This is a genomic window from Hwangdonia seohaensis, assembly GCF_031932625.1.
Taxonomy (GTDB): Bacteria; Bacteroidota; Bacteroidia; order Flavobacteriales; family Flavobacteriaceae; genus Hwangdonia; species Hwangdonia seohaensis.
In genome coordinates this window covers 485,151-511,968 of the sequence record NZ_JAVSCK010000002.1, presented here as the reverse complement: position 1 = coordinate 511,968, position 26,818 = coordinate 485,151, and the positions used below count along the sequence as shown (strand labels likewise).

Genomic DNA, 26,818 nt, shown 5'->3' with positions numbered 1-26,818 from the left:
AAAAGTACATTTTAAACCCTTTAAAATATTTGTGTAAATTTTTTGAGCTTAAACATGCTTACTTATAAAACAACGACTTTTTGTGACACTGTTTTACCGCAAAAAACATATTCTTTAAAAGAGACCACTTCGTAGATTTTTAAATCGTTTACATGCTCCTTATTTACAAACAGAAAATCGAACATGGCCTTTTTAATATCCTCAACTTGCGGACTATTTATATTTAAGGAATCTAGATTGTTTGCGTTATCAAAATCAATAGTTTCAGCATCGTACGCAATATCCTTAAACGTTGATTTTTGCTTATAGAAATAGCTTTTTAAATTTTTAATTAGCACATCTACATTTATTGTTTTGAAGAAGTTTTTAAGTTTAAGTTTTAAAATGGAGCTAGTAGCCAAAAAAGTAGCTTGAATATTATTTTTTGAATAAATAACATGATGTTCGAATTCGTAAATATAATTACTCCACCGGCGCTTGTACTCCAAATAACCATACTCTAAATCCAAAAGATCATACTTTTGGGTTACTGCCCATTCCAATAATTTATAAATGGAAATGTTTCCCAAAGAAAACTTTGCATAATCAATGTTATAAGAGGGAATGGCTATAAAAAGAATGTTGTTAAAATGGTAGTTAAGCGATATTTGTACCGGAATATTATCGTGGTAAATAACAAATAACGATGCTTTTTTAGAGTTGATGTTTTTGTATGTTGTGGTTAAGTAAAACTCCCAGTTATCAAGCATTTTGTTTGATTCTTCACGCTGGTTAAACCTTTTGGTAAGCATGGTGTGCAATGCGCTCATTAGATCGTTATACTCAGTTTTATCAATGTTGCCATAAAACATTTTATAGCTCGCATTAAAACAAGCTTCAAATCTGTTTACAAAGCGCTTTGTGTTGCTCCTAAAGCTTTTGCTAAACTCGTTTTTAAAAAAGTCATCAAATCCCTTGTTATCATTGATTCGAATAGCATATCCAATAATTTTTTTTTGCGGAATATTTTTTACTATTTTCTGCTCATTATTTCTGTACGTGGGCTTTAAGTAGGAGGGAAACAAATCAAAAGTGTACACATTTTTTGAAGCAACAAAATTGTTTCCAGCATCTGCACTATAAATCTCGTAATTATTATGAGTAAGATGTAATTTTTCATAGCTATCAAACACTTTATGCTTTTTTGATAGTGTATTGTAAAAATCATATGTATTAAATAATCCCATTTTGTGTTTTAATCGATTATAACTTTTTGTGTGCTACTTGTTCCTTTTATAATAAAAGTCGAATTATCTACTTTAAAAACCTCGATATCATTTATATGATCTTGATGTGCAAATGTAAAATCTATTACTGCTTTTTTTAAGAGATTGTTTGCAACATTATGAAATTCAATTTTTGTTAATTTTAATTGTTTAAAAACTTCAGCTTTAATTTCTTCAAAACTAAGTGATTTTTGAAGGTTTACATCTTGTTTGTTTTTCCCTAAAAGGTATGCTTTAATTTTTCTGAAATTATCAACAACATTATATTTCTTTAAAAGGTTTTTAAACTGTACTTTAAAAACTTGAAGTTGTCCAAAAAACAAGGCTAAAAAAGACGATTTCTTATAAACTATGTAATACTCGTAATTATATGAAAGATTGCTCCAAATCCGTTTGTAATCTAAGGCGCCATTACCCATATCAAAGATAGCGTAATCATTTTTTATGCTCCACTCCAATAATTTATAAACTATGGTGTTACCTATGCCAAATTTTGAATAATCGATATTATAAGCAATAATATGACCGATAAAAACCTTGTTAATGTGGTAATTAAGCGAAATGCCAATAATCTCATTGTCTGAATAAAGCACAAAAAGCGAAGCTTCCTTTGTTTTGATTTGCGATAGTGTAGTGTTGAGATACGAATCCCATTTTCCCAAAGCTTCGTTTGTATTGTTCCGTTGAATAAACCTGCGCTTAATCATGGTCTTTAACTGAGGCATTATAACATTGTAATCGACTTCAGTAATGTCGCCATAAAACATTTTATAATGTATGTTAAAACAAGACTCTAAACGCTTGATTTTCTTTTTTATGGGCCCACGAGTGCTAGATTTAAAGGTGTTTACCAAATACGTGTCGGCATTTTTAACGCCATCAATTAGAATGGCAAAACCATCAAGCTTTTTTTGCTGAACCTTTTTTACTGTAACATTGTTGATATTTGCAATTTCTGGGTAGAGATATTGTGGAAATAAACTTATAAAATTTACCTTGGGTTTATCTTTATTTATCTCTGTGCTTTCTGAATTGTAAAATTTTGAATTATTGTATTTATAAAATAGTTTAGAAAATACCGGTGATATTTTGTCTTTTTGAAAAAACGTGTTATAAAAATCTTCTTTATTTAAAAGCGCCATAATAAGTTTTTAATTTCCTTTATTGGTAAAAGAAGCTTTTATTTTTTTAATCGAACCCATAATGTTCTTCGACTTTATAAAATTTTTAAAGTGGATTTTATAGCTTTCCATTAGGGCGATGGCTTTTGCTTTAACAGAGTTTTTTTTATAGTATAGATGATATTCCACTTTATAACATGTATTGTACCATTTTCTCTTATTATCAAAAACGCCAATGCCTAAATCTAAAAAATCAAAGTGGTTGTCAATGCTCCATTTTAAAAGCATATAATTATTTATGTGCCCAAGTCCAAATTTACCATATCCCACATCATAAGAGTGCGTTTCGTTAAAAAGAATACTGTTGTTAATGTGCCTGTTTAATGATATGCTAATGGGTTTATCATCATCATAAATCACAAATAATGATGATTTCTTTTGATTTATCAATTCTCGTAAATCCTTAATATTATTATCCCATTCCATCATAAAAACATGCTGTGTGTTCTTAGTTTTAAACCTTTTTTCAATCATTTCGCGAAGCGATTTAAGTAAAAAATCACATTTCTCTTCAGAGATTTCCCCGTAGTTATATTCGTATTTTACTTTACAAGATTTTTCAAGCAGTTTAAACGATTTTCTTAAGTTGGTTCTAAGTTGTGATTTTGTATGTTTAGCCAAATAAGATTCGACGGTATAACTTTCGTCCAACAGAATGCCAGCACCTGTAATGCCGTGATGTATAATTTTTTTTGAGTGGAACCCAGATTCATTTACAATTTTAGAATTCAAAAAAGTAGGGAACAAGCTTACATAAATAACATCGCTTAATTGATTTGGTTTGGAGGCATCTTTGTTTAAAAACGCCTTGTTGTTTATATAAACATACTCATAACAACCTGGGACTATTGCTTTGCTGTTCATATAAAAATCATATATAAATTGTTCTCTTTTTAATTGTGCCATTTTATATAGTTAAAACCTTAATCTCTGGTATAGGTTAATTTTATTGAACATTTTTCTCCTTTTAAATAAAAAACATTCTCCTCTGTATTTGCCTTAAAAATAGACATATTATCAATGTGATTGTTATTAGTGTAAATAAAATCATTAATTGATTTTCTCAAGAATAAATAATCATCTTTTTTAAAATTAATCTGGTTTAGTTTTTCAATCTCATCACTTGATAAGTTGTTGATTTTAATAGTTTTAATTTCGAAAGATTCCAATGGCTCTTCATTCGGAACACCTTTAAAAAACTGTTTAAAGTTTTTGTATAAAACGTTTACTTTTTTAGAAAGCAAATAGTTTATTAATTGGTATTTATATTTTATAAAAATGGCATACACTTTGCCAAACCATTCTTTTTCTGTACGTATTACATGGTGGTTAAAGCTATATTGTTTATTGTTCCAAATTTGTTTGTGGCTAAAGTTTCCGTAGCCCAAATCGATAAGCTTATAATGATTTAAAACAGACCATTCAACAAGCTTGTAGATCATAAGATTGCCAAGGCTATATTTGTAAAAATCTATATTATATGATGCAATGGCGCTGTATATCACTTTTTTTTGATGATAATTTAAGGTAATTGCAATGGGCTCATTATCACTAAAAACAACAAGTAAGGATGCTTTTTTACTTGCTATGAGCTGGAGTGTGTTATTTTCATAATACGCCCAATTTTCCAGAACAGGGTTTCTGTCGTTTCGCTCTTTAAACCTTTTTATTAGCATGTCGTGTAAAGCATGCATTAGCGCATAATATTGCTCATTGCTTATTGCGCCGTAAAAAAATTCGTGCTTTATATTGTAGCAGTTTTCTAGTTTGTTTTTTGTACGATTAAAATTTTTTCTTATACTCGTTTTAAACTCAGATTTTATGTAATTGTCAACCGAGTTGTAACCCGTTAAATTTATGGCATATCCATATTTTTGAAATACTTCTGTACAAAAAAAACCATCTTTAACCTGGAGTTCAAAATAATTGGGAACCAACTCAAAAGCATATATTTTTGATGTTGGTAATAATTTGGTTTCAGGGCTATAAAACGCTTCGTCATCACCTTTTAGTTTAATTTTTTCATATATAGATGGAATCGCATTTTCTTCAAAAATATCTGAGTAAAAATTTGATCTAGAAATATATTTTGATGCCATATTTTTATACCTAATTAGTAATTATAAGTTTTTGTATCTTATTGGTTCCTTTTATAATATAGCTCTTTTCTTCATTATTTAGTTTATAAACCAAAACGTTGTTTTTTAATTGAGGGTTTGCGTGTAAAAAATCGTAAATTGGTTTTCTTAAAAATGCGTAAGTTTCGGTTTCAATGTCTATTTTTTCTTGGCTGTCCGATTCAAAATTAAAAGCGTCAATGGTTTTTGATTCGATTTCTGCGGGTTTTTCAATATTTTCATTACTATCATTTGTTGGACTTGGTATAAATCTATTTAAAAAGAAGAGTAACTTATTGTTTGGATGTTTGTAGTAATACCTAAAAACATAAAATTTTAATTTTAAATAGCAACACAACAGCAACGCCAAAAGATTACTGATAACCGATTTTTTTTTGATAATTATATTATGGCTTAAATCGTAATGGTTGTTGCTCCATTTAAATTTATATTCTGATGCTCCCATGGACAGGTCAAAAATCTCAAAATCGTTATTGATATTCCATTCCAACTGTTTATAGAGGTCAATACTGCCTAAACTAAATTTTGCGTAATCTATATCGTAGCTGGCAAGTACATTGCACGTGATTTTATTAAAATGATAATTAAAACAAATATTTATAGGCTTGTCATTATCATAAATCACAAAAATGGAGGCTTTTTTCTCTAAAATCAATTGGAATAAATTCTCTTTAATTAAATTCCAACGGGACAGATGAAAATGTTTTTTATTAATTTGATTAAACCGTCGTGTTATAAAAGTGTATGCCGTGTTTAATAAAAATTCATACTGTTCTTTATTAATTTCTCCATAGTAAAATTTATAATCAATATTAAAACAAGTATCTGCTCGTTTTAAAACAGACCGAATTTGTTTTCTTTTTCTGGAGTTAAATTGTTTTGCTGTATAATCTTCAATAGTAGCAAATTTGCTAATGTCGACCAACAGACCTTTGTCTATTTCAGGAAGGCTTATTTTACGGTAGGTATTTGTGTTTTCTAACAATAAATCCAGATAAGGCGGAATATTGTAAACGCGATATAACTTATTTTCATTTGAAATTTTGATACCCTCAAATTCCTTATAAGTTACAACTTTACCATTAAATTTATATTGAATGCTACTGTAAAAAGCAGGTAGTTTTCTGTTCTCAAAATAATCAAAGCCGTAATGCCCAACATTAAGTATTTTTTTAATCATTAATAATTTAATTGATAATTATGTGGTAAATTTTTGGCTAATAAAACTAAAAAAAACAAAAGTTGTCTTTTTCATTTTAAAGGTAATTATTATAATATGTAATTTTATTCTTTATTAGATAAAAAGTAATAATAATTGACCAAGTGGAGTTTGAAAAAAAAGTGACATATTAGTTTTTTAAAAAGTACTTAAATTAAGGTTTTAAACCTTAATTTAAGTACATGAAAATAGATTAATTTAGTGACTATTAGAAGGTTCGCAATTAGCTGTGCGTAATTAATTGAGAGTCTTTTTTGCCTGCTAATATATAGCTATTAGAAGCGGTTTTACATTTATACAAATTAATATGCTTTAGGTTTTCTGAGCTCGTATACAGGTAATCGAAAACGATCTTTCTTAAAAAAGTGTTTTCAGTACTGTTAATATCAATTTCTTGTGTTTTTTCAGGCTCAAAATCCTTACTATTAATAATTGGTTTTATGTGGTAACTATTGGCATTGCTACTTTTGTTGTTTTTAAGGAAAAACAATGCCTTGTGTAGCTTTGTGTTTATGTCTTTTTCTCTTAAAGATTGTTTTAGTTTAAAAAATAGATAAAGGTAATTAGCAATTAATGCAGCGGTTACAGATTTGGAGTCGTAATAAATATGATATTCAAAATCGTACTTTAAATCACTCCAGCTCTCTTTGTAATCAAAATACCCTTTAGTGAAATCAAATGTTTTAAAATCGTTATCAAAAGCCCATTCCAATATTTTCATAATTGAAATTTTTCCGATGTGAAATTTGCTGTAATCAATATCAAAAACGGTAATGGCATCAAAAATAATGTCTTCTGAAAAATAGTTTAGCCTAACGGTAATAGGAATACCATCATTATAAACAACAAAAAGAGAGGCTTTTTTTTCTAAAATTAAAGGATAAACCACATCGTAATAAAAATTCCATTCCTCAGGATTCAAATTATTGTTTGTTATTTGTTTGTCATCAAATCTTTTGGTCAATAATTTATTAAAGTAGCTAAAAACAAAATCGTATTCTTTTTTGTCAATTTCTCCATAATACATTTTATAGGTTATTGAAAAACAATGTTCCAAACGCCTATTGTATCTTCTAAATTTTTGCACACTACTTTTGCTAAAAGTAGATTTAAAGTACGTGTTAAAATCTTTATGTTTATCTAAATGAATTAAAAAACCAGGGTATTGTTTTGCCTTTTTTACTTTTAGGTTTTTGTTACCGCTGTTGGTTTTAACATTAAAAAATTTTGGAACATCGTAGATTAAAAAACATTTGGACTTAAAATCGGTTGCAGCGCTTTCATCATCTAAACTATACGAAACCCCTTTTGTTAAATTTTTACCTGAATTGATAAATAGGGGAAAGGACCTAGGTTTATAAAAAGAAATGTTTTTAATAAAATCAAAACTATATAAGGGTTTTTCAGTATTAAAATGTCTATGCCATATTTTAATAAAGGTTGAAGAAAAAAAAGGGTTGCTTTTTATCATGAGTTTGCTTAATTGTTTGGTAAAATCAATTTTACGACGAAAATTATGGATTGGTATTGTTTTTATGATAAAAGTATTTTTCAGCTTTAGCTACTTTTCTAATAAATTTTCCGGGTACACCATAAACCATACTAAAATCTGGCACATCTCTAACAATTAAAGCGCCAGAACCTACAATGGAGTGTTTACCAATTTTAATGCTTTGTATTATAGTAGCGCTCATAGCAATATAAGTGCAGGTTTTAATTGATACATGACCACCAACTGTAGCATTTGGCCCTAAGCTTGAGTATTTTTTTATTTCGCTATCGTGCCCAAGCGAAGCTTTGGTATTAATAATACAAAACTCACCAACAATAGCATCACTATTAATTATAACTCCTGCAAGGATAACGGTACCTTTACCAATATTTACATTTTTTCCAATAACAGCATTTGGGTGAATGGCACTGATAAATTCAAAACCCGGATCGATTGTGGTTATTTTTTCATGGTTTTTTTTACGTGCCCAATTATCACCTATGGCTATAATACCTTTATTAAAGTTATGTGTTTTTTTTAACTCAGGAATATGCTCTTTTCTGCCAATTACTTTATAATTAAATATTTTAGTTCCAATAGGCTTAAAGGAATCTATTAAACCAACAATAGTATACTGATTTAACTTTTCAATTATATCAATAATAACTTTAGCATGCCCTGATGCGCCTATAATTACAATATTATGTTTATTTGAAATTGTCAAATTGATTTTGATTTATTATTAAACGCTATAATATAGTTTTTTTCTGTTGAGCAATGTTATATTTTCTGTTTACTTGTGCATACCTTAATTATTTTAAGTTTTTTTATGCTTTTGCTTTAATTGTTTCATTTACCATAACTCTTCTTTTTCCTGATGCCAATAAAGGGATTTCGTTAACATAGTGTATTTCTATTATGGCATTATTTCCTAAATACGATTTAAACTCGTCAACAAACTTTTTTTCGTTTTTAAATTCTCCATCAATATTTATTTTAAAAATATATTTATTCCTTGTTTTTTGAATAAGCTGACATTGATTTAATTCGTGATATTTATTAATTAATAAAAGTAGGTTATTAGATATTATTTCGCCTTTGGTATTGGTTATAACGTCAATTTTTCTGCCTTCAATTTGTTTTAAAACGAGCTTACCATCTGCATGGTCTATACACCCAATGTCTCCAGTGTCGTATCGAATCATGGGCATACAATAATTAAATAAATCGGTGATTACAATTCTACCTTTTTCACCAAGTTTTACCGGCCTGTTTGAATTGAGTGTTAAAATCTCAACATAATAACTTGCTGAATTGATTACAAAATAGGAAGTATTAGGAAGCTGTTGCGCAATAATACCGTTTTCAACATTAGAGTATCTCGACACGGTATCAACATTGAAATATTTTTTTAAAGACTTTTTTGTGCTAGGGGATAAGCTTTCAGAAATAGCAATCACCGATTTTAAATTACAATTTATGGGTTTTGCTTTAATGTTGTTTAAGTATTTACAAACTTGATCGAATGCTGAGGCATAACCTATCCAGCTTTTTGCTGATTTATTCTTTTTTAATTTTGCAATAAATTTTTTTAAATAGGTGTCGTTTAAATCAAATACGTCTATAGGTTCAATATTTTGTGCCCACTTTGCTAGAAAACATTTTTTGCCGAATGCATCCCACATTCTAAAATAATAGAGTTTATTGCCAATCGTGTATCCTGCTTTTTGAGAGAAATATAAATTATCTGCCACATTGCGGTTTATTTTATTGATGTTTTGATAAACTTTAAATGGTGTACCTGTAGATCCGCTTGTTTTTACCGTTGTTTTTTTTAGATTTTTATATAGGGCAGATTCGAATGTTTTAAAATTAGCTTTAATGATATTTTTATCAATTACGGGAAAATCTTCTAACTGCTCTATTCCTGTATATTTAGTGTAAAACGGGGTAGTATTACAAGCATGGTTTAAAATTTCTGAAAGGTATTGGATTGTTTTATTATGAATACCGTTTAATGACGTGTTTTCTATAATAGTCTTTACATCGTTAAATTGTTGTCTTTTTTTATTTCCATTGAAAGCGTCTAATGCATTAAAAATAAATAATCTAGGATTTGAAAAAGGTATCATATTTTAAGCAGGTAATGTATTGATTTCTTTTAAAATCTCTTTTATAATAGGGCTTTTGCAATAGCCGCCGTACGCAGTGTCTGAAGTTTGTAAATCCGGATTATGGTTCCCTTCAATAATTATAGGGCCAGTGTGGGTTATGGCGACATCCCAACCTATAATTCTGCTAGGAAAATATAAAGCGGCATATTTTACCAAATCACAAGCTTCTGTAAAATATGGGATTTTAAAGCCATCTAATTTAAAATTTGAATTTGGGTGGTTATTAAATACATTGCCCCCCATAACAACACTTTGCCTTCCTTGGCCTTGTAAAACCCCCGTTTCAGTATTTACTGCTATATAAAAACCACCACTAGTTACGTTGTCGGTCACACTATTTCCAACACCAAATCGCATAAAAATTGAAACAATGTGTATTTTGTTTTCTTTATCTATATAGGTGACACATCGTAATGTGTTTATAGATTTAGCGTGTATTTTGTTTATCTCTGTATGTTGTTCAATGCACTCTTGATGTAAATAACTGGCTTTTAAAAGTGATTTTTTAGCGTGTTGTATTTTGTTTTTTAAATTGTTTTTATTTAATAGTATACAACCTTGGCCTCCAATACCTTGAAGAGGTTTTAAAAAAAGCGCATCAATATTTTGTGTTTCGAATACGTTTTCAAAAAAACTTAAAAGATCATTTTCGGTATGTATCACAAAAATTTTATCATTAAAATAAAATCTGTTTTTTATATGATAACTAAATAATTTAGGAGTTTTAATATGATTTGTTTTACACAATAAACTAAAACTTAATTTATTATTCAGCAATGCAGATATTTCTGGAAACACTAATTGTTTAGATGACAAAATGCTATTGTATTCCTTGAACGATAAGTAACTTGTGTAATCAGTCACATCTCTTCGGTACAAATACTTTCTAAAATAATCGGTTGGTAGTGCTTTTTTTATCCATGAAAAATGGATAACTTCTTTGATTATTTTTAAAAAACTTTTTTTGTCCGAATCATTTAAAAATACATTTAGATTTTTAATTCTTGATAACATTTTATGGTCTTGTTTAAATACTTGTATAACAATAACATATTAAAGTCATTTAACACAATATTCTAGACATATAATTGATGTTATATACAGGAAATCGATTTTTTTAAATTTTTTTCATTATCAGTACCAAAACATCAGTGTGTATATTTATAAATATTATTTGATTACTTCGTTAGATCTATAATTTGGGAAATAATCCGAATTAGCATTAACTTTATGGATTTCTACGAGCTCATCATAAATTTCTTGGTTCACAATGAATTTCCATAAATTAAATTGTTTGAAATCTTTTGAAAACGACGATTTAAAATGAAATAATGAATCGTCATCTCTACCGCCTAATCCGCCACCTAAATTAAAAGAATTATAACATCCTTTTTCATTGGCGATTACCCTCATTTCATCAATCAATAATTTTGTGGGCATTAAATGCAAATACTCGTTTTTTGATCCAGATAAATGGTATTGCAAAATAGAATTAGTAGCAATAAACATACTAGCACCAATAACTTCTCCAGATTTGTTATCGACTACAGATAATATAGTAGTTTCAAAATCGTTGCTTTTTAGAATATTTTCAAAATAAGATTGGCTAAAATAATAGTATTTTTTAGCGTTTACGCGATCCATATTTTCATTATACAGCTCAATAAATTTTTGTAAATCTTTATTTGAAGAGGATGCTTTAACTGTACACAATCTTCTTGCTTTATTAATGTGGGTTTTAAGTCTGTTTCTATAGTTTTTTCGTTGTGAATCAAAATCCAAAGTCAGGTCTATGTTTACCACTTTGCCTTGCGGGAAGATTTCCCCAAAATTATTTAATATGGCATGTTGATGCTCTATATACGGGTTTAACCTAGAAAAAACTGATATAATATTATTGTTATTGAAATAATTAGTTATCCCTTTTGAAAATTTCAAATTGTTAAAAGAGGCATCTAGCCCTTTGGAAATCGGGCCAACATAGCCATAAACAGAAGTAGCATCTTTGTATTTGGAGTTTGGAATATCACGAATAATTAACGGCAGACCAATTTGGACTTCTTTATTTACATATTTCAATAATATTGGTGTTTCATTTTCCGACACCGATAATTTGTGATAATCATAGGTATGATAAAAATCATAAGACTCTATACTATCTAAAAAAGTATCCCAGTCTTTCTTATTAATAACCGCTTCGAAGTATGATTTATTGGTTTCTTTTTCTTTGTGAATAATTTTAGCTTGAGAAACTTCTGCATTATTATCCTGTTCAAGAAAGTAATTATATAAATTTTTAGCGAGTATTTGAGATATCCAAATTATTCTACCACAGTGCTCAACATGCCAAACAGCTTTATTATCAATTACATTACCTGCTAACAGAGGTCCCATGACGTGCAAATTGTTTGATGCTTCAAGATTGTGGTTAACGTGGAATCCAATTTTTGACTCGTTTGGTTTGCAATAACCATTTTCTATTAAATTTAAAATTAATTTAGGGATATCGTTTTGAGTTAGGTTTTTGCCGCCAATACAGTTAAATATTAAGTTGAATTCTTTGTTATATGTTTTTACTTCCTTAGTGTTTGTGTCGAGATACTTTAAAAAGTAATTGTTATTGTTTTCTTGAAGGTCGACAAACCTGCCTGCAATATGCTCAAAACGCCTGTCCGCTTTAAGCATTTCTATCGTGTTGGAGTAATGGACACCTGCGCACCGTTGTTTTTTTCCTATTTCGTTACCGTAATAACAGGCAAATTTTTCAAGTTCAGTTTCGTTAAGTTTTTCCAATAAACTACCAAAGGCCGATGATATAATTTCGACCGTGGACGCCGCACCTAAGTTAATTTCATCTGATAAATCTATATCCTTAAATGTGGCTTCCGCTATAGAATCTGCACTTAAAGTACTTGCATTTTGAAGTTTATTTAAATGAATTGGTTTAAATTCCTTTTTTCTTTTTTCATCTATTATCGCGTCTGGAGCCCTTCCTTGGGTAGATAGAAACACAAAATTATTTGGAGTATGATCTCCAGCTTTTGAAACATCGTTTAATTTATACAATAACTCGAGTGCACTTGCATTGGCACCAATTATTAGCACGTTAGTTCCTTTGTCCGCTCTGTTTTTTATAAAATGCTTAACGTTTTTTAAGGTGATTTCAAGTTGAGGATCATACGGGGTGTTGATAAACATTAAGTTTTCTTCTTCAATTAAGGCTTCATTCTTCCATAAGTTATTTACGGGTAATGAGCCCACGGATAGAATAACCTTTTCTGATAAAATAGGCTTATTGTTTTCTAAAGTAATGGTATAGGTGTTGTTTTCTTTACTTAGGTTTATAACTTCATCGGTTATATAATTGATCTCAATTGCGTTTTGGCTTGTTAACTCCTTTATGCTATTTTCAACCATTTCGTTAATATAATAACCAAAAAAACGACGCGGAATAAAAATATCTTTCCATTTATTGTTCTGTATATCAACACCATTTATATCTAACCATTTCTCAGATAAAATGCCGCCTTCATTTTTAAATTCCTTTAAAAGCCAATCCTTATTTACATTTAGCCATTTTATAAATTTGGTAAGCTCTGGTTCTGGTAAAAAGTTTCTCAACGATGTTATTAAAAGTGTTGATGAACCAGACCTAGCTCCGTAAGGAATGCCTGTATTAAACTCAGGGTATTTATCAATGATATGTATGGATAGTCTATTTTTTAATTTTGGACCATTTTTAATAAGGTCTAAAAAATTTAAAATAGTGAATGATGCCGAAATTCCGGAACCAATAAAGGAAATGTCTGATATTTTGTTAGGGTCTCTAAACATTACTTAGGTGTGTTTGTTTTTATTATTCTTCCAGGGTTGCCAACAACGGTACAGTAATCGGGTATATCCTTTATAACTATAGTGCCAGCTCCAATAGTGCACCATTTCCCTATTTTAACTTTTGGGATTACAACGGCACCAACACCCACATGTGAGCCTTCACCAACTTCTACATGGCCACACAAAGCTGCTTTAGGCGATATGTGTGCAAAATCCCCAATAACATTGTCATGGTCAATACTAGCACCGGTATTAACAATTACGTGTTTTCCCACGGTTGTGTTGGGCTGTATAATCGCTCCAGCAAAAACTACAGTACCTTCTCCAACTTTTGAAGTAGATGATATTATTGCAGATTTATGGATGGCTTTTTCATACCTGCATTTTAAAAAGCCTGCAATTTCGGCCCTATCTGAGTTTATACCAACAGCTATGATTACCGGAGGCCCACTGTGAGGGAATTTTTTTAAATCTCCTCTAGCACCCATAACAACATTTTTAGACGCATGGTGGCTTCCCGAAGGGTTATCATCAAAAGTTTCAACAACATTATAGCCATTTTCTTGCAAAACTTCCTTTATAACTTGCGAATGACCGCCCGCTCCATAAATTCGTACTTTATTTTTTTCTTTTAAACTAATCATAAATAGTTTTCGGTCTGGAATTCTTTTTAAAATTAATGACTTAATCAATAACTAACATTAAATGTTTATGTGCTTCCAATTTAATCTTTATTATTTATTTGTCCTCGTCGTAATTCATCTAAATAGGGCTGTGATTTGGTAGCATCAATAGCAACATCTTTTGATGCCAGCACTTTATATATAGTTTTCATCAATATATTAAAATCCACTTTAAATGAAACGGTATTTACGTATTCTACATCAAGTTTTAATCTAGGAACCCAATCTAAATAATTTCTTCCATTTACCTGAGCTAAACCGGTAATACCAGGTTTTACATGGTGTCTTTGTCGTTCTTCCTTGGTGTAGTATGGCAGATATTGAGGTAATAACGGTCTGGGGCCAATAATGGACATATCTCCTTTAATTACATTAAATAATTGAGGTATTTCATCAATAGAGGCTTTTCTAACAAACATACCAATTGAGGTAAGTCGATCTGAATCGGGAAGCAGCTTTCCCGCAGAATCTGTTTTATCCGTCATGGTTTTAAACTTGATAATGTTGAATATTTTTTCATTTTTTCCAGGGCGTTTTTGAAGAAAAAATGGTTTTCCGCTATTTGCAAACCAGAGTAAAATTGTAGTTATAATTATTATTGGCGACAGCAGGGTAATTAAAATTATTGAAACTAGAAAGTCTAATATGGGTTTAAATGTGGTCTTATAATTCATTAGAAGAGCGGTAGGTTATAAAATTTCAATGAGGTTTTGGTTAAAAATTAAATCAAATATAAAATTATCTTTTATACTATGGGTTTATCTCAATAAAATTCCGTTTATACTAATTATTTTATCGGTGAGACACCATAACATTAATTTGTTATGGGTGAAAAGTGGTGTTTTTTGGATAATTCTTGACAAAATAATTAAAGATTCTTTAGAAAAATTAGATAAGGAAAATATAATATAATGTTAAAAATGCTTTCAAAACATAAGAAATTATATATAAAAAACAGTGTTTTTCCTCTGTAACTAGGTGATTTTCTATTAGTTATTAACAATTTGATGGTATTGAGTTTTTCTGAATTATATTTGCAAACCAAAAATTTTCAACGTCTAAAAGTAGCAGTTGGTCGTATATACATCTAAACTTTAGCAAAACTAAGTTTTAAAAATCATTTATATTAATAAATAACTCTCAAAAAAATGCAAAATTTTTTAACAACTAATTTTAAAAAAATCAATGTTCTATTATTGTTTTTTATTCCTTATTTAGTTTCATGTAATAATGAGGATGTATTTCTTGAAGCTCAAATCGAAAATACTGAAGACATATTAGAAAACACAACTTCGGGTATTCAGGATCCTGTTTTTACTTTTAATCCTGACCGCTGGGGTATTGTTCAAGGTGTGGTATCTGATCAAGTAGCTCTAAAAAACAAAGAGATACTCAATTCAATAATGTCCAAATTAAAAGAAATAAACATAAACACTATGAAAATAGGGGCCATGGATGCTTATTTTAAAGTGGATGTAGATCAAATAGGTAGAGAAGAAAATGCTGAAGGGTCAATTCAAATACCATCAAATTTTCATTTAGAAATGAGCGATGATACATATTTGAGGGTTCAACCTAATGCTGCTGCCACTTATACGCTAATGACAACCTATCTGACCGACAATTCTAAGATTAGCGGTGGGAATTTAGTTGGAGATCGGTATGAACATGACTATTCGCCTTTTACGGATGCCGCCGGTGTAAAACGTGATGAACATGGCTGGGGACATTTGATATGGATTATTGGTTCTCATAATACTATAGTAGACAACGTGAACTTAAGTAACGCTATTGGTGATGGAATTGTCTTTCATGCAAAGGATTTAAGAAATTCAGATGGATCGCTTCAATCTGATAACCGAGAAGTAAACAATGTGTTGGTTAGTAACGTCAATATAGACGAATGTAGAAGAAATGGTATAAGTATTTTAGATGGTAGAAATATTACTTTTGTTAACTGTAGCGTTACTAACACAGGAAATGGCTCTCAAGCCTACAATGCTTCAGGCACTAAAATATATAGTAGTGCGGGTACCGCGCCTATGTATGGGCTTGATATGGAGGCGATTAGAACAAGGGATGAGAATGGTGTGTTTCATGAAACTGCGCTTATAGAAAATGTTGTTGTAAGGAGTAGTAATTTTGTTGGTAATGAAAAAGGGGACATCGTGGTATATACTGCAAATAATGTATTAATCGAAGATAGTTATTTTGATAAATGGGTTGCCAATTTTGCATCATATGATGTAACCATTAGAAATAACGTTTTTGAATCTAGAGACCCATCGTTTTTTGCAATAGGTATTCAATCCTATCTAAGTAACGAAGGTGTCGAACTTAATTATAATTATAAAATTACTAATAATACAGTAAAAAATTATGGAATTGGTATCCGGGTTGCTGGGAATAATCAATTAATCACCGATAATAAAATAATAGATTGTACCACTGGTGTTTTCTTAATAGGTGACTTTTTTGATAGTACATTCTCAAGAAATACTATAACAAGCAGTCTAAGCCTTAGTTATGGTTACAAAAACTTTTATAATTGCCAAAACATTAATAACGTTACTTTTAATAACGAAATAGTAGAAGTGCAAAACAGACCTATTAACTTTAATGTATTCTTAAATGACAGTGTATCGAGTACAGAACATGTTACCTTTACTAATTGCACATTTAATACTAGTAATACGAATTTCAAAATGCTCATTAAGGCATCAAAAAATGTTAAATTTGAAGGAAACAGAAGCAATACTGACTTTCAAATTGTCGATTCTGAGAATATAGTTTTAGTTAACAATCAAACAAATCTTTAGTGTTTTTTATAGTAATTGGAAGAAATATATCGTCCAATTACTAATACTCAAACTTAAGCCTACTTTTATGGTATACCAACATAGGTTACTCTGAAAATTTTCTAAATTTTTTTCAAAAAACATATTATCGATTATAAATGTATTTTAACGATTTATAAATTAAGTTTTTATGCATTACATCGAATAAAAACATCGTTTTGACGATTTACACATATATTTTTATATAATTGCCTTAAATAAATTCACCCCTCCCCAAATTAATAGTTTTATGAGAACACCTACTAAACCTACAATTTTAATTGTTACGTTATTTTTATTTCTTTTTTCTTGGTCATGTAATAAAGAAGAGTTATTTATTGAACCATCTGAAGAAGTTGTTGAAGAAACAGACGAAGAGTTACCAGAAGATCCCAGTGCAGTCGATCCAAGCTTGCCTTGTGAATTTTCATTAAACAGTATTGATTCCAACTCCTCTGTTGTTATAAACTGCTCTCTTGATTTAGGGGGCGAAGTTGTAAATCTGCCCGATAACATAAATATTTTATATGAAGGCGGTGAAATTAAAAACGGAACATTGGTTTTTTCCGGTGGAACTATTGCTGGTGACTTGCTAAATATTTCTTTAGAAATTTCTGGAAACGTAAGTTTAAGAAATACCACTTTTGGATTTGATCCCAAAAAATGGGACATCGTTGAGGGTAAAACAACTAAAGAAATTTCATTACAGAATAGAAAAAACATCAATAAAGCCATTGAATTAGTTAATGGAATAGGCGCCAATGTTTTTGAATTAAATAAAATAGATGCTTATTTTAATGTAGAAGCGAATAAAGCAAATAGAAAATATAGTTGGGATAGATCAATTAGAATACCGTCCAATTTTCATTTTAAAATGAGCGATGAAACTTATCTTAGAGTACAACCCACGCATTTTCCAGCATACGCCTTAATTACCACGATGGTTACAGATGATGCACTAATATCCGGTGGAAATTTGATTGGTGACCGTTGGGAGCATGATTACACACCAATTAATGATATTGCAGGGGTTAATCGTGACGAGCATGGTTATGGCCATCTTATTTGGGTAATTGGATCCCATAATACAGTATTAGATGGCATTACCATAAAAGATGCCATTGGAGAGGGTATTCAAGTGCACTCAGAAACCATTAGGGATCCTGATGGTTCTCTAAAGCCCGGAACGAGAACAAGCGAGAATATTTTGATAAAAAACTGCTTCATATCTGAATGCAGAAGAAACAATATTGCCATTATTGATGCAAAAGGCGTTATTATTGAAAATTGTGAAATCAATGATACAGGGAAAGGCGAACAAGCTTATGATACTAATGGAAATAAAATTTTTAGTAGTTCTGGTACTGCACCGCGTTACGGCATAGACCTAGAGGCTTTAAGGTATGTTAACGATGATGGAACTATAAATGAAATTAATAAAATTGATGACGTGATTATTAGAAATTGTAGTTTTAAAGGAAATGCTGCTGGAGACATTGATATTTATACAGTGACTAACGTGCTAATAGAAAATAATTATTTTGATAAGTGGGTTGCTAATTTTGCTGCAAATGACGCCATTATACGAAATAACACTTTTGAAGCTCGTTCTCCAGATATTTCTTTTGCCATTAATATTCAGTCATTCATAAGAAACAATATCGAATTTAATTATAACTATACCATTACAGGAAATACCATTAAAGGATATAGGGATGGGATAAAGCTATCTGGTTATAACCAAATTGTAAAGAACAATATTATTGAAGATTGCGTTACAGGGTTACAACTTGGTATGTCCTTATCTGATAGTGAAATTTCCGGCAATAAATACATTAGTACCTTAGATGTTAGTTATGGAATTAATCCTATGCCAAATGCCTCAATCAATAATGTGACTATTTCAAACGAGTATATTGAGGTTACAAATAGGCCGCTTAATTTGAGAAGCCTAAATAGTGGTAGCACATTAACAACTAACCAGTTAACTATTGATAATTGTGAATTTAAAACCAGTTCAAAGAATTTTCCACTTTATATCAATAATAGTAAAAATATAACTGTTAAAAATAGTACAAGTAATACAGACTTTGAGGTTATTGATTCCCAAAATATTAATCTTACAAATAATAGTGTAACCCAATAGCAGTAAGCAACAACAAATTTATGTTTAGCCCAGTTTTAGAACTGGGCTTTTTATGTTTTAGCTTTATCGAGTTATAAAAATATAAATGAGAGGTTGTTTTTTTTGAAAAGTTGACTCTTTGAACCTTTATTTGTACCAAAGGAGAGGCAAATTATTAAGATTTTAAGTTATATCAAGCAATGTTATTTTCCTAAAACGCAAAATAAATGCGCTGTGCTTAATAAGTAAACTGCTTTTAATCAGTTAAGTTAATTGGTTTGTTTTATAGAATGCAACCACAATCACTGTGCCACAAACACTTCATTTTACGTCAATTTTATTGTTTATTCATAACAGGCCTAATAGTTATTAATTAACAACTAAAAACTTCAGATCTCTATTGAAAACTAATTACAACATGGGTAATACCATTATATAAATGAGATTTTACGATTTCGAACTTGAGTAAAAGTTGGTTATGCATTATGGTTTCTATATTTATAAACAGAGGTAAAAATCTTATGGATTTTAATTATTGTAAATAAACCATCACAAGAAATTGAGCTCCACTTTTTTTATTGTACTCATATTGTTTTTTTATTTGTTATATTTTTGTTAAGCTGTTGATTTTTAATATATTCGCAGCCAAAATTCATATTAATGTAAATTGTTTTTAATGAAAAATCTTTATTGTTTTTTAGCCATTTTATTCATCAGTAGCACACTTTTAGCGCAGCAAAGTTATATTCCTGATGATAATTTTGAACAAGCCCTCATAGATTTGGGTTATGATAATGTTTTGGATAATTATGTACAAACTAATAACATAACTGGTATTACTTATTTAGATTTGAGATTTAAGAATATTTCGGATTTAACAGGTATTGAAGCCTTTACAGGATTAACAAATTTAAACTGCTCTTTTAATGATATTAGTGCTTTAGATGTAAGCAATAATCCTTTACTAAATACCTTAGCATGTGCTTTTAACGAGCTCAGTGCGCTAGATTTGAGTAACAATGTAGCTTTGAATTATTTAGATTGTGGTTTTAACACTATAATTAGTTTGGATTTATCTAACAATTCTGCACTATCTGTATTATATAGCGATTTTAACAACCTGACCAGTCTTGACCTCCGCAACGGTGTTAATTCGGGCATGGCGGATTTTGATTCCCGCTACAATCCCGATTTGGAGTGCATCTCGGTGGACAACGCATCCTACAGTACGGCCAACTGGTCTAAAAAAGATGCAACGGCCAGCTATAGTAACGATTGCGACGGCGGCGTACCAATTAACCTTACCTATGTGCCCGACAACAATTTTGAGCAGGCTTTGATAGATTTGGGCTACGACGATGTTATGGACAATTATGTGGCTACGGCCAACATCAACACGGTGACGTCTCTGGATGTTGCCAACAGGAACATATCCGACCTAACCGGGATAGAGGCTTTTGCTGATTTGTCGGTGCTCAACTGTTCGAACAATGCGCTTACGAGCTTGGACCTGAGCGGTAATGCCTTCCTGACATGGTTGCGCTGCTCCAAAAACGAACTCACCAATTTGGACCTGAGCGCTAACACATCGCTGGAGTATCTGCATTGTGCCCTTAATTCTATTGCCAGTTTGGATCTGACCAACAATGGGCTTTTAAATAATTTTTATGGCTATTACAACAACCTGACCAGTCTTGACCTCCGCAACGGTGTTAATTCGGGCATGGCGGATTTTGATTCCCGCTACAATCCCGATTTGGAGTGCATCTCGGTGGACAACGCATCCTACAGTACGGCCAACTGGTCTAAAAAAGATGCAACGGCCAGTTTTAGTGCGGATTGTAATTTAGTGGAACGCAATTCTATTTCAAATAAAATTGCAATTGTGAATGATGCCGCTTTGAGTACTAATAACCTAGAAAATAACGGTTTCAAAATATATCCTAACCCGGTTAGCGATTTTTTAAGAATTTCATTGAATAAAGGTACTAAGCTTATACAAGTTAATTTTTACAATGCGCTAACCCAACGTGTTTTAAGTGTAAAGGATTCAAATATTGATGTTAGTAGACTGAAAAACGGTATTTATTTTGTAGAAATTAAAACCGATAAAGGGAGGTTGGTAGAAAGGATAGTTGTTAGATAATTTTTATCTATATATAAAAAAGGCGTCTAAAATTACTTTTTGGACGCCTTTTTTTATTTAAACATGATGATGCCCTAGGTAAAAGTTTAGAGAATTTTGATTTCGTAACATCAAAATATAACACGAATTAAAACCATTCATTTATCCTATATTTTCTTTATTTTTTTATTGATGTATTATCGAATTAGTCAAGCGATAAGTTTGTTGAAATATTTTTTAAATAAATAGAGAGTCCTAAATTAGCATAAAAAAAAGTGCGTTTTTGGAGTGACTAGCACTATCAACATTATTTGTTAGCAGGCACTTAAATTTATGACATTAGCATCTACTTTAAGGGCAAACAAATGTTTGAGTAAGTTTTAAGAGCTTCTTTCCAGACAGTTTCTTGCTTATATTTTTCTAAAACGTAAGATCTGGTAACTGCTTTCATTTTTGTAATTGTATCCGGGTTATTTATAAAATGCTCCATAGTATTGGTTAGCTCAGTAAGAGATTTGGGAGTTACTAATTTACCATTATGTCCATCCAAAACAATTTCATTGCACCCAGAAATATTTGAGCAAATTATCGGTAAGTCCATCGCAGCTGCTTCCATGATTGATACTCCAAATCCTTCGCGATAGCTGGGAAACACAAAAACATCCATGATGTTTAAAAAAGGTCTTACATCGTTTTGTCCACCTACAGCAATAATATTTTCGTTATTGATTATTTCCTGTTTTATGTGATCTTCAAGAGGGTCTAATAAATCTTCATACCAACCAACCAATAAAATTTTTATGTGCTTATGGGTTTGGTTTAGTGCTGAAAACACAGAAATTAATTCATTAATGCCTTTATCGCCAACAAGTCTTCCTACATAACCAAATAATAAGTCGGTTTCAGAGATACTATATTTTTTTCTTAAATCGTCATGTTCAATATTCTCACGCGAAAACTCATTAGGGTTAATGCCATTTGCACTGCCATTCCCAATAATATGAGGTGTTTTATTTGTTATATTATCCTTAGCCATATTTTCTTTAACACCATGGCTAACAGAAATTATATCAGTTGCTAAATAACATGAAATACGTTCGATATTTTTAAGAATTTTGCGCTTAAGACCGGTATCTCCTTCGTAACGCAGTCCGTGCACATAATAAATTCTATGAGGTACTCTTGCTACCCATGAGGCCGTCATACTTAGTAATCCCCCTTTTGGAGTATTACCATGTACAACATGTGGTTTAAGCTTTTTGAAAAGAACAATTAATTGGAATAGGCTTTTTAGATCTTTAAAAAGTGATATTTCTCTAACCATCTTTACAGGATGCACATTAACGCCTTCTCGTTCGCCTATACCATATAGCATATCATCTGGACTAGAAACCAATTCTACATCAAATGTTTTATTTAAAAAATTAATCTGACCTCCGAAAAAATTCAATGTAGTAGAGACTGTTGAAACTAATAGAAATTTTTTTTTCATTGATTTATTAAGTTTTAAAAATTAACAGGGACTAATGATTTCGTTGGTTAATTCTGTCATAGTAACGCTTTCAAATTGATATCTTTCTTTGAGTGTTTTATAGGCTTTAAATATTTCTTCTAAGTTTTTGAAATTTTCATCCATGTTATCTCCAAAATTGTGCGGATGCCACCATAAATGGAAAAGTTCATTATTTACTGCTGCATATTTCATTGCTTTTTTAATTCTTCTTCTTTTTAAAAATTCAAGAAATGATAAACTAGGAATGTAAGGTCTTAAAAACCTACTAGAAGGTAAATTTATTAATCCTAATTCGTCAGGTTTTAAATTATTAATAGGGTAGGTGTTAAAACCACTTATATTTATGTAGCCATCCATTAATCTTAAAAATCTATACACTATATAAAAATGTTTTTTTAATCCTTTAAGGTTAGGGTTAGGGTCATATAATACATTGTTTTCAGTGCCTCTATAATTTGTTATGCCATTTTTTTTACAGACTTGTAAATACTTTTTATTCACTTGATTTTTTGGAAATACAATACTTTTAATTTCAATATCCATATTATTTGCAATTTTTTTCGCTGCAGCTAAATCTGAATTAAAATTGAGCGTATTCTGTCCTGGAGCTAAACAATTATAATGCCCAAATGTATGAGTGCCTATCTCATGTTTATTGCTAGATTTTATTTTATTTATAACAGATTTCGCGTAATGAATAGAATCTAAACTTTCATTTTCTCCAATATGATCAAGTAATTTAAAAGGATTTAATTTTTCATTTTCATATAAGGGTATAGAATCAGGCATGTACTTTTCTATATCAGCTTTGTTTTCGGCAAAAAGGAGACCAACGGTAGCGAATGTTAACTTAATGTCATATTTGTCGCTTAGTTCCAACAGTTTTGTAACGACATAATTTACATTTAAAAGATTGTTTTTATAAGTATCTAATGTTAGTGCATCAAAAACACCCCAATGCAATTCATAGTCTAAAGAAATTATAAACTTACCATTCATTTTGGTTTATTACTTTAAAAGGTTGGTAGCTTTGTTTTTTTTATTAATTCAACTTCGGCCAAATAGCTGTCTCTATCTGTCGAATTTATACTATTATGGCTTCTTCTTTTCAATAAAATGTCTTCTTTGTTTAATAAGGTAATAGCCAAAACCATTAACGATTTAAGCTTTGATTTTAGCCATAGAATATAAAATGCATTGCCAGCATACTTTTTATACATGACCCTTTCATTTTTGTATGCAGCCAATACTTTTTTAGAGGTGGCATTGTTTTCTTCCCTATAATAGTATAATAGGTCGGAAATAATTTTTAATTTAAAATCATTTTTTTTGCTTGCTCTTAACCATAAATCATAATCTTGAGCAATTTTTAAAGATTCATTATAAGAATTTCTTTTAAACCAAGCTGTCCTACTAAGAATACTTGCGTGTAACGGAGAGGATCTTTTTAATAGCAAATCAATAAATGATATATTAGATACATCGGCACCTCTTGCGCCTAAATACGTTAGATCATTGGCTATTGATACTGTGCCTGTGCTAATTAAATCTAGACCGGGATTGTTTTTTAATAAGTTATATTGCTTTTCTAACCTTGTAGTAGACATTAAGTCGTCAGCATCCATTCTTGCTAAATATTCATATTTTGCTAAACCGACTATTTCGTTTAACCTTGCAGCTAGTTTTTTGTTTTTTCCGTCTGAATATACTTTAACTCTTGGGTCGTTTATTGATTTAGCGATTTCCAAAGATCTGTCTGTAGAACCATCATCCATTAATATTAATTCCCAATCGGTAAATGTTTGAGCGAATACTGATTTTATCGAAAGTTCAAGATAATCTTCCGCATTATAAAAAGGAAGACCAATTGTAATTCCCATAAGCAACTTTTTTGTAGATTATTTATAAATTTGTTAGAGCTAAAATAAAAACACTTAAGCCGTATCTCATATTTATTCGTTAAAGACCAATAAAATCAAGTTATTTGCCGTATTTATGCTATAATAATTTATTTAAAAGCGTAATACATAAACATACCATACGTAAATGCGTAATAGATTAAAATAACATACCCTATTTTCTTAAATTGATTTGTCCATATATTTTTATCTAATAATGGGTAAATAACGACAACAGCCATTAAAAACCATGACAGATAAGCAAACCTGTTAGAAAAATTTGCTCTAATAATCATAATCCAAAATCCATTTGCAATGATGTAAGTATGTAAAATATGGTCGTATATAACACTTTTATAACCACTTACATATTTGTAATATCTAGATAAAATTATGGGAGCTGCACTATAAATTAAAAAATCGTACCTAAAACCCGTTGACGCAAATTTATTTGTACTCGAATTGGCCGATGTTAAATAAGTAGAAAACCGGTCATCTCCAAACCCTATACTCGCAAAAATATTTTCCCAAATACCGCCCATACTAATTGAAAGCGCTATTGATAGTATATAAAAGAAATAATATTTTTTTGTGTCAGTTACAAAAAATGTACAGCAAAACGCAGCTATTGGTAACAGCATACTGGTATGAAAAGAACAAGACAATAAAAAAAACAAAACCATTAAGGCTGTGTTTTTTTTATAATATGAAATAGCTAGAACAAAAAGAGACGTGGCCATACCATTTCTAATACCATTTACTCCGTAGGCCCAAAAAGAAAAAGACCCAACAAATAGTAGAAATGCAAAAAAATAATGTTTTGGAAACCAATTTCGACTGGCAATGTACAAAGGGATTATATATATACAGGCACAAACAAAAAAGAACATTTCAATTGTCATGGTTTTTGTACAGAAGAGTAAAAAGTAAGAAAAACCATAATCACTATCAATCACATAGGTGCCATTTAAATATCTTTGAAATATATGGGCATAGGTGGTCATGTCAATAAATATACCATGTATGGGACGGAAGCCAATATATGTTAATAGTGTAATGAGTAAAAATAATGCGGCAATTCTATTAAATGAAAATGTTTTAGGTTCTATCGGCTTTAAAACAAGAGTATGAAAAAAAGCTACCAAACACATAAACAACATAAAATGGTGATATATGTCGTAATAATATTTAATAGGAACAAAATCTAACATACTTTATAAATAATCTTATTAATTTGCACTGTAGAGCTTCTCTAACAGCTTAACGCTAACATCAATATCAAACCCTTTGGACTTTATAATTTTTTGCCTTTCCAACGCATTAACACGTTCTTTTTTAAGAGAATCCTGCATTAACTTTAGCCATTCTTCTTTTGACGCTTTTAAGTCACAAAATTGTACTAAGTCTAATCCTAAATCGACTTCTTGTGAAATCCCACTGGAAATAAGTGCAGGTATTCCTGCGGCTTGTGATTCAACTAATATAACAGGAAAACCTTCGTAAAGCGATGGCATTATAAGTAGTTTTGAGTGAGCTAAAACCAAATCGATATCTTCCCTAACTCCTAAAAAAGTAATATGATTGGATAAACCCCTTTTAATTACCAATTGTTTCAAATCGTTTTCTAAATGACCAGAACCAGCAAATACCATATGGAAGTCTATATTGTTTTGCTTTAAATAAACTGCAAAATTTATTGAAAATTCATGGTTTTTTACGGGCATAAATCTCCCAATTTGCGATATTATTATAGTATTATCATTAATACTACCTATATCAAAAAAAAATTTAATTTTCTTTTTCTCAGATTCTATAAACTTTGAAACGTCTATAGCATTAGGAATATATAAAATACTTTCTTTGCTAGGAAATAAAAAGTTGCCGGCCTCGACACCACAAGCAATAAAGTCGGTAGATAGCTTGGAAATTATTGCTTTTGATACTTTTTGATATAAACTCCTTATAACGTTTGTGTTATGAATGTCTTGGGTTGAATGTGCGTGCGATATGCGTGTGGGAATTCCAGCTAAAAATGCCGCTAATTGGTGTGACGCATTTGCTAACAACTGGTGACAATGTACAGCATAAAACTGTCTGTTTTTTTTTAATAGTTGATATAGCTTATAAGTTCTTATTACTGCGCTATGTTCTGGTATTCTGTAAATCACACCACCAAGTTCTTTTATTTCATCATCATAAGCGCAAACTTTATTGGTGAAGTAAACAAAATCAAATTGATACTTGTTTTTATCAATGGCTCTATATAAATTCATTACCATAGTCTCTGCTCCAGCTCTATCCATCGTCCCTACTATATGCAATATCCTCTTCATT

General features: G+C 30.3%; 20 protein-coding genes. 3 read left to right on the top strand and 17 right to left on the bottom strand.

Going from position 1 to position 26,818, the window contains the following annotated elements; translation table 11 throughout:
• Positions 1–62 precede the first annotated feature (62 nt).
• From RNZ47_RS07470 to RNZ47_RS07415, 12 genes are all read right to left on the bottom strand, one after another.
• Positions 63–1,226 carry a GNAT family N-acetyltransferase gene (locus RNZ47_RS07470; protein WP_311938430.1) on the bottom strand — a complete coding sequence of 388 codons (1,164 nt, stop codon included), beginning with the start codon at positions 1,224–1,226 and terminating at the stop codon, positions 63–65.
• A gap of 8 nt (positions 1,227–1,234) precedes the next feature.
• Positions 1,235–2,407, bottom strand: a complete 1,173-nt coding sequence (locus RNZ47_RS07465; protein ID WP_311938428.1) for a GNAT family N-acetyltransferase — start codon at positions 2,405–2,407, stop codon at positions 1,235–1,237.
• Between the two features lie 9 nt (positions 2,408–2,416).
• Positions 2,417–3,352, bottom strand: a complete 936-nt coding sequence (locus RNZ47_RS07460) for a GNAT family N-acetyltransferase (RefSeq protein WP_311938425.1) — start codon at positions 3,350–3,352, stop codon at positions 2,417–2,419.
• Positions 3,353–3,369: 17 nt separating this feature from the next.
• Positions 3,370–4,545, bottom strand: coding sequence for a GNAT family N-acetyltransferase (locus tag RNZ47_RS07455; protein WP_311938423.1), 1,176 nt, complete (start codon positions 4,543–4,545; stop codon positions 3,370–3,372).
• A 10-nt stretch (positions 4,546–4,555) separates the two neighbouring features.
• Entirely contained in the window at positions 4,556–5,764 is a 1,209-nt protein-coding gene (locus RNZ47_RS07450) for a GNAT family N-acetyltransferase (RefSeq protein ID WP_311938421.1), read from the bottom strand.
• A 262-nt stretch (positions 5,765–6,026) separates the two neighbouring features.
• Positions 6,027–7,274 (bottom strand): GNAT family N-acetyltransferase, encoded by a 1,248-nt coding sequence (locus RNZ47_RS07445; protein ID WP_311938419.1) that lies wholly within the window; start codon positions 7,272–7,274, stop codon positions 6,027–6,029.
• Positions 7,275–7,317: 43 nt separating this feature from the next.
• Complete coding sequence (locus RNZ47_RS07440) at positions 7,318–8,019, bottom strand: acetyltransferase (RefSeq protein ID WP_311938418.1); 702 nt, start codon at positions 8,017–8,019, stop codon at positions 7,318–7,320.
• Positions 8,020–8,122: 103 nt separating this feature from the next.
• Positions 8,123–9,427, bottom strand: coding sequence for a phenylacetate--CoA ligase family protein (locus tag RNZ47_RS07435; protein WP_311938416.1), 1,305 nt, complete (start codon positions 9,425–9,427; stop codon positions 8,123–8,125).
• 3 nt (positions 9,428–9,430) lie between these two features.
• Positions 9,431–10,483, bottom strand: coding sequence for a sugar-transfer associated ATP-grasp domain-containing protein (locus RNZ47_RS07430; protein WP_311938415.1), 1,053 nt, complete (start codon positions 10,481–10,483; stop codon positions 9,431–9,433).
• Positions 10,484–10,639: 156 nt separating this feature from the next.
• Positions 10,640–13,303, bottom strand: a complete 2,664-nt coding sequence (locus tag RNZ47_RS07425) for a peptidoglycan bridge formation glycyltransferase FemA/FemB family protein (protein ID WP_311938414.1) — start codon at positions 13,301–13,303, stop codon at positions 10,640–10,642.
• Positions 13,303–13,995: an acetyltransferase gene (locus tag RNZ47_RS07420; protein WP_311938413.1), complete on the bottom strand. Its 693-nt coding sequence runs from the start codon at positions 13,993–13,995 to the stop codon at positions 13,303–13,305. The genes RNZ47_RS07425 and RNZ47_RS07420 overlap by 1 nt, the downstream gene beginning before the upstream one ends.
• A 32-nt stretch (positions 13,996–14,027) precedes the next feature.
• A complete protein-coding gene (locus tag RNZ47_RS07415; RefSeq protein ID WP_311938411.1) occupies positions 14,028–14,660 on the bottom strand; it encodes a sugar transferase in 633 nt (210 codons plus the stop codon).
• 474 nt (positions 14,661–15,134) lie between these two features.
• On the opposite strand from RNZ47_RS07415, the gene RNZ47_RS07410 reads away from it, so the two are divergent.
• From RNZ47_RS07410 to RNZ47_RS07400, 3 genes are all read left to right on the top strand, one after another.
• A complete protein-coding gene (locus RNZ47_RS07410) occupies positions 15,135–16,805 on the top strand; it encodes a right-handed parallel beta-helix repeat-containing protein (RefSeq protein ID WP_311938408.1) in 1,671 nt (556 codons plus the stop codon).
• 268 nt (positions 16,806–17,073) lie between these two features.
• A complete protein-coding gene (locus RNZ47_RS07405) occupies positions 17,074–18,969 on the top strand; it encodes a right-handed parallel beta-helix repeat-containing protein (RefSeq protein ID WP_311938406.1) in 1,896 nt (631 codons plus the stop codon).
• A gap of 655 nt (positions 18,970–19,624) precedes the next feature.
• Complete coding sequence (locus RNZ47_RS07400; RefSeq protein ID WP_311938404.1) at positions 19,625–21,094, top strand: T9SS type A sorting domain-containing protein; 1,470 nt, start codon at positions 19,625–19,627, stop codon at positions 21,092–21,094.
• Positions 21,095–21,419: 325 nt separating this feature from the next.
• Here the strand turns inward: RNZ47_RS07400 and RNZ47_RS07395 are convergent, their stop codons facing one another.
• The 5 genes from RNZ47_RS07395 to RNZ47_RS07375 form a co-directional block, all read right to left on the bottom strand.
• Positions 21,420–22,565, bottom strand: coding sequence for a glycosyltransferase family 4 protein (locus RNZ47_RS07395; protein WP_311938402.1), 1,146 nt, complete (start codon positions 22,563–22,565; stop codon positions 21,420–21,422).
• 21 nt (positions 22,566–22,586) lie between these two features.
• Positions 22,587–23,585, bottom strand: a complete 999-nt coding sequence (locus tag RNZ47_RS07390) for a polysaccharide deacetylase family protein (protein WP_311938400.1) — start codon at positions 23,583–23,585, stop codon at positions 22,587–22,589.
• Positions 23,586–23,599: 14 nt separating this feature from the next.
• Positions 23,600–24,466 carry a glycosyltransferase family 2 protein gene (locus RNZ47_RS07385; protein ID WP_311938398.1) on the bottom strand — a complete coding sequence of 289 codons (867 nt, stop codon included), beginning with the start codon at positions 24,464–24,466 and terminating at the stop codon, positions 23,600–23,602.
• A 128-nt stretch (positions 24,467–24,594) separates the two neighbouring features.
• A complete protein-coding gene (locus RNZ47_RS07380) occupies positions 24,595–25,695 on the bottom strand; it encodes an EpsG family protein (RefSeq protein WP_311938396.1) in 1,101 nt (366 codons plus the stop codon).
• 18 nt (positions 25,696–25,713) lie between these two features.
• Positions 25,714–26,817: a glycosyltransferase gene (locus RNZ47_RS07375; protein ID WP_311938394.1), complete on the bottom strand. Its 1,104-nt coding sequence runs from the start codon at positions 26,815–26,817 to the stop codon at positions 25,714–25,716.
• Between the last annotated feature and the right edge of the window lies 1 nt (position 26,818).

Excerpts from the sequence above, each read along its gene's own strand:
- RNZ47_RS07470 (WP_311938430.1), bottom strand. The coding sequence starts at position 1,226 with ATGGGATTATTTAATACATATGATTTTTACAATACACTATCAAAAAAG.
- RNZ47_RS07465 (WP_311938428.1), bottom strand. The coding sequence starts at position 2,407 with ATGGCGCTTTTAAATAAAGAAGATTTTTATAACACGTTTTTTCAAAAA.
- RNZ47_RS07460 (WP_311938425.1), bottom strand. The coding sequence starts at position 3,352 with ATGGCACAATTAAAAAGAGAACAATTTATATATGATTTTTATATGAAC.
- RNZ47_RS07455 (WP_311938423.1), bottom strand. The coding sequence starts at position 4,545 with ATGGCATCAAAATATATTTCTAGATCAAATTTTTACTCAGATATTTTT.
- RNZ47_RS07450 (WP_311938421.1), bottom strand. The coding sequence starts at position 5,764 with ATGATTAAAAAAATACTTAATGTTGGGCATTACGGCTTTGATTATTTT.
- RNZ47_RS07445 (WP_311938419.1), bottom strand. The coding sequence starts at position 7,274 with ATGATAAAAAGCAACCCTTTTTTTTCTTCAACCTTTATTAAAATATGG.
- RNZ47_RS07435 (WP_311938416.1), bottom strand. The coding sequence starts at position 9,427 with ATGATACCTTTTTCAAATCCTAGATTATTTATTTTTAATGCATTAGAC.
- RNZ47_RS07430 (WP_311938415.1), bottom strand. The coding sequence starts at position 10,483 with ATGTTATCAAGAATTAAAAATCTAAATGTATTTTTAAATGATTCGGAC.
- RNZ47_RS07425 (WP_311938414.1), bottom strand. The coding sequence starts at position 13,303 with ATGTTTAGAGACCCTAACAAAATATCAGACATTTCCTTTATTGGTTCC.
- RNZ47_RS07415 (WP_311938411.1), bottom strand. The coding sequence starts at position 14,660 with ATGAATTATAAGACCACATTTAAACCCATATTAGACTTTCTAGTTTCA.
- RNZ47_RS07410 (WP_311938408.1), top strand. The coding sequence starts at position 15,135 with ATGCAAAATTTTTTAACAACTAATTTTAAAAAAATCAATGTTCTATTA.
- RNZ47_RS07405 (WP_311938406.1), top strand. The coding sequence starts at position 17,074 with ATGAGAACACCTACTAAACCTACAATTTTAATTGTTACGTTATTTTTA.
- RNZ47_RS07400 (WP_311938404.1), top strand. The coding sequence starts at position 19,625 with ATGAAAAATCTTTATTGTTTTTTAGCCATTTTATTCATCAGTAGCACA.
- RNZ47_RS07395 (WP_311938402.1), bottom strand. The coding sequence starts at position 22,565 with ATGAAAAAAAAATTTCTATTAGTTTCAACAGTCTCTACTACATTGAAT.
- RNZ47_RS07390 (WP_311938400.1), bottom strand. The coding sequence starts at position 23,585 with ATGAATGGTAAGTTTATAATTTCTTTAGACTATGAATTGCATTGGGGT.
- RNZ47_RS07385 (WP_311938398.1), bottom strand. The coding sequence starts at position 24,466 with ATGGGAATTACAATTGGTCTTCCTTTTTATAATGCGGAAGATTATCTT.
- RNZ47_RS07380 (WP_311938396.1), bottom strand. The coding sequence starts at position 25,695 with ATGTTAGATTTTGTTCCTATTAAATATTATTACGACATATATCACCAT.
- RNZ47_RS07375 (WP_311938394.1), bottom strand. The coding sequence starts at position 26,817 with ATGAAGAGGATATTGCATATAGTAGGGACGATGGATAGAGCTGGAGCA.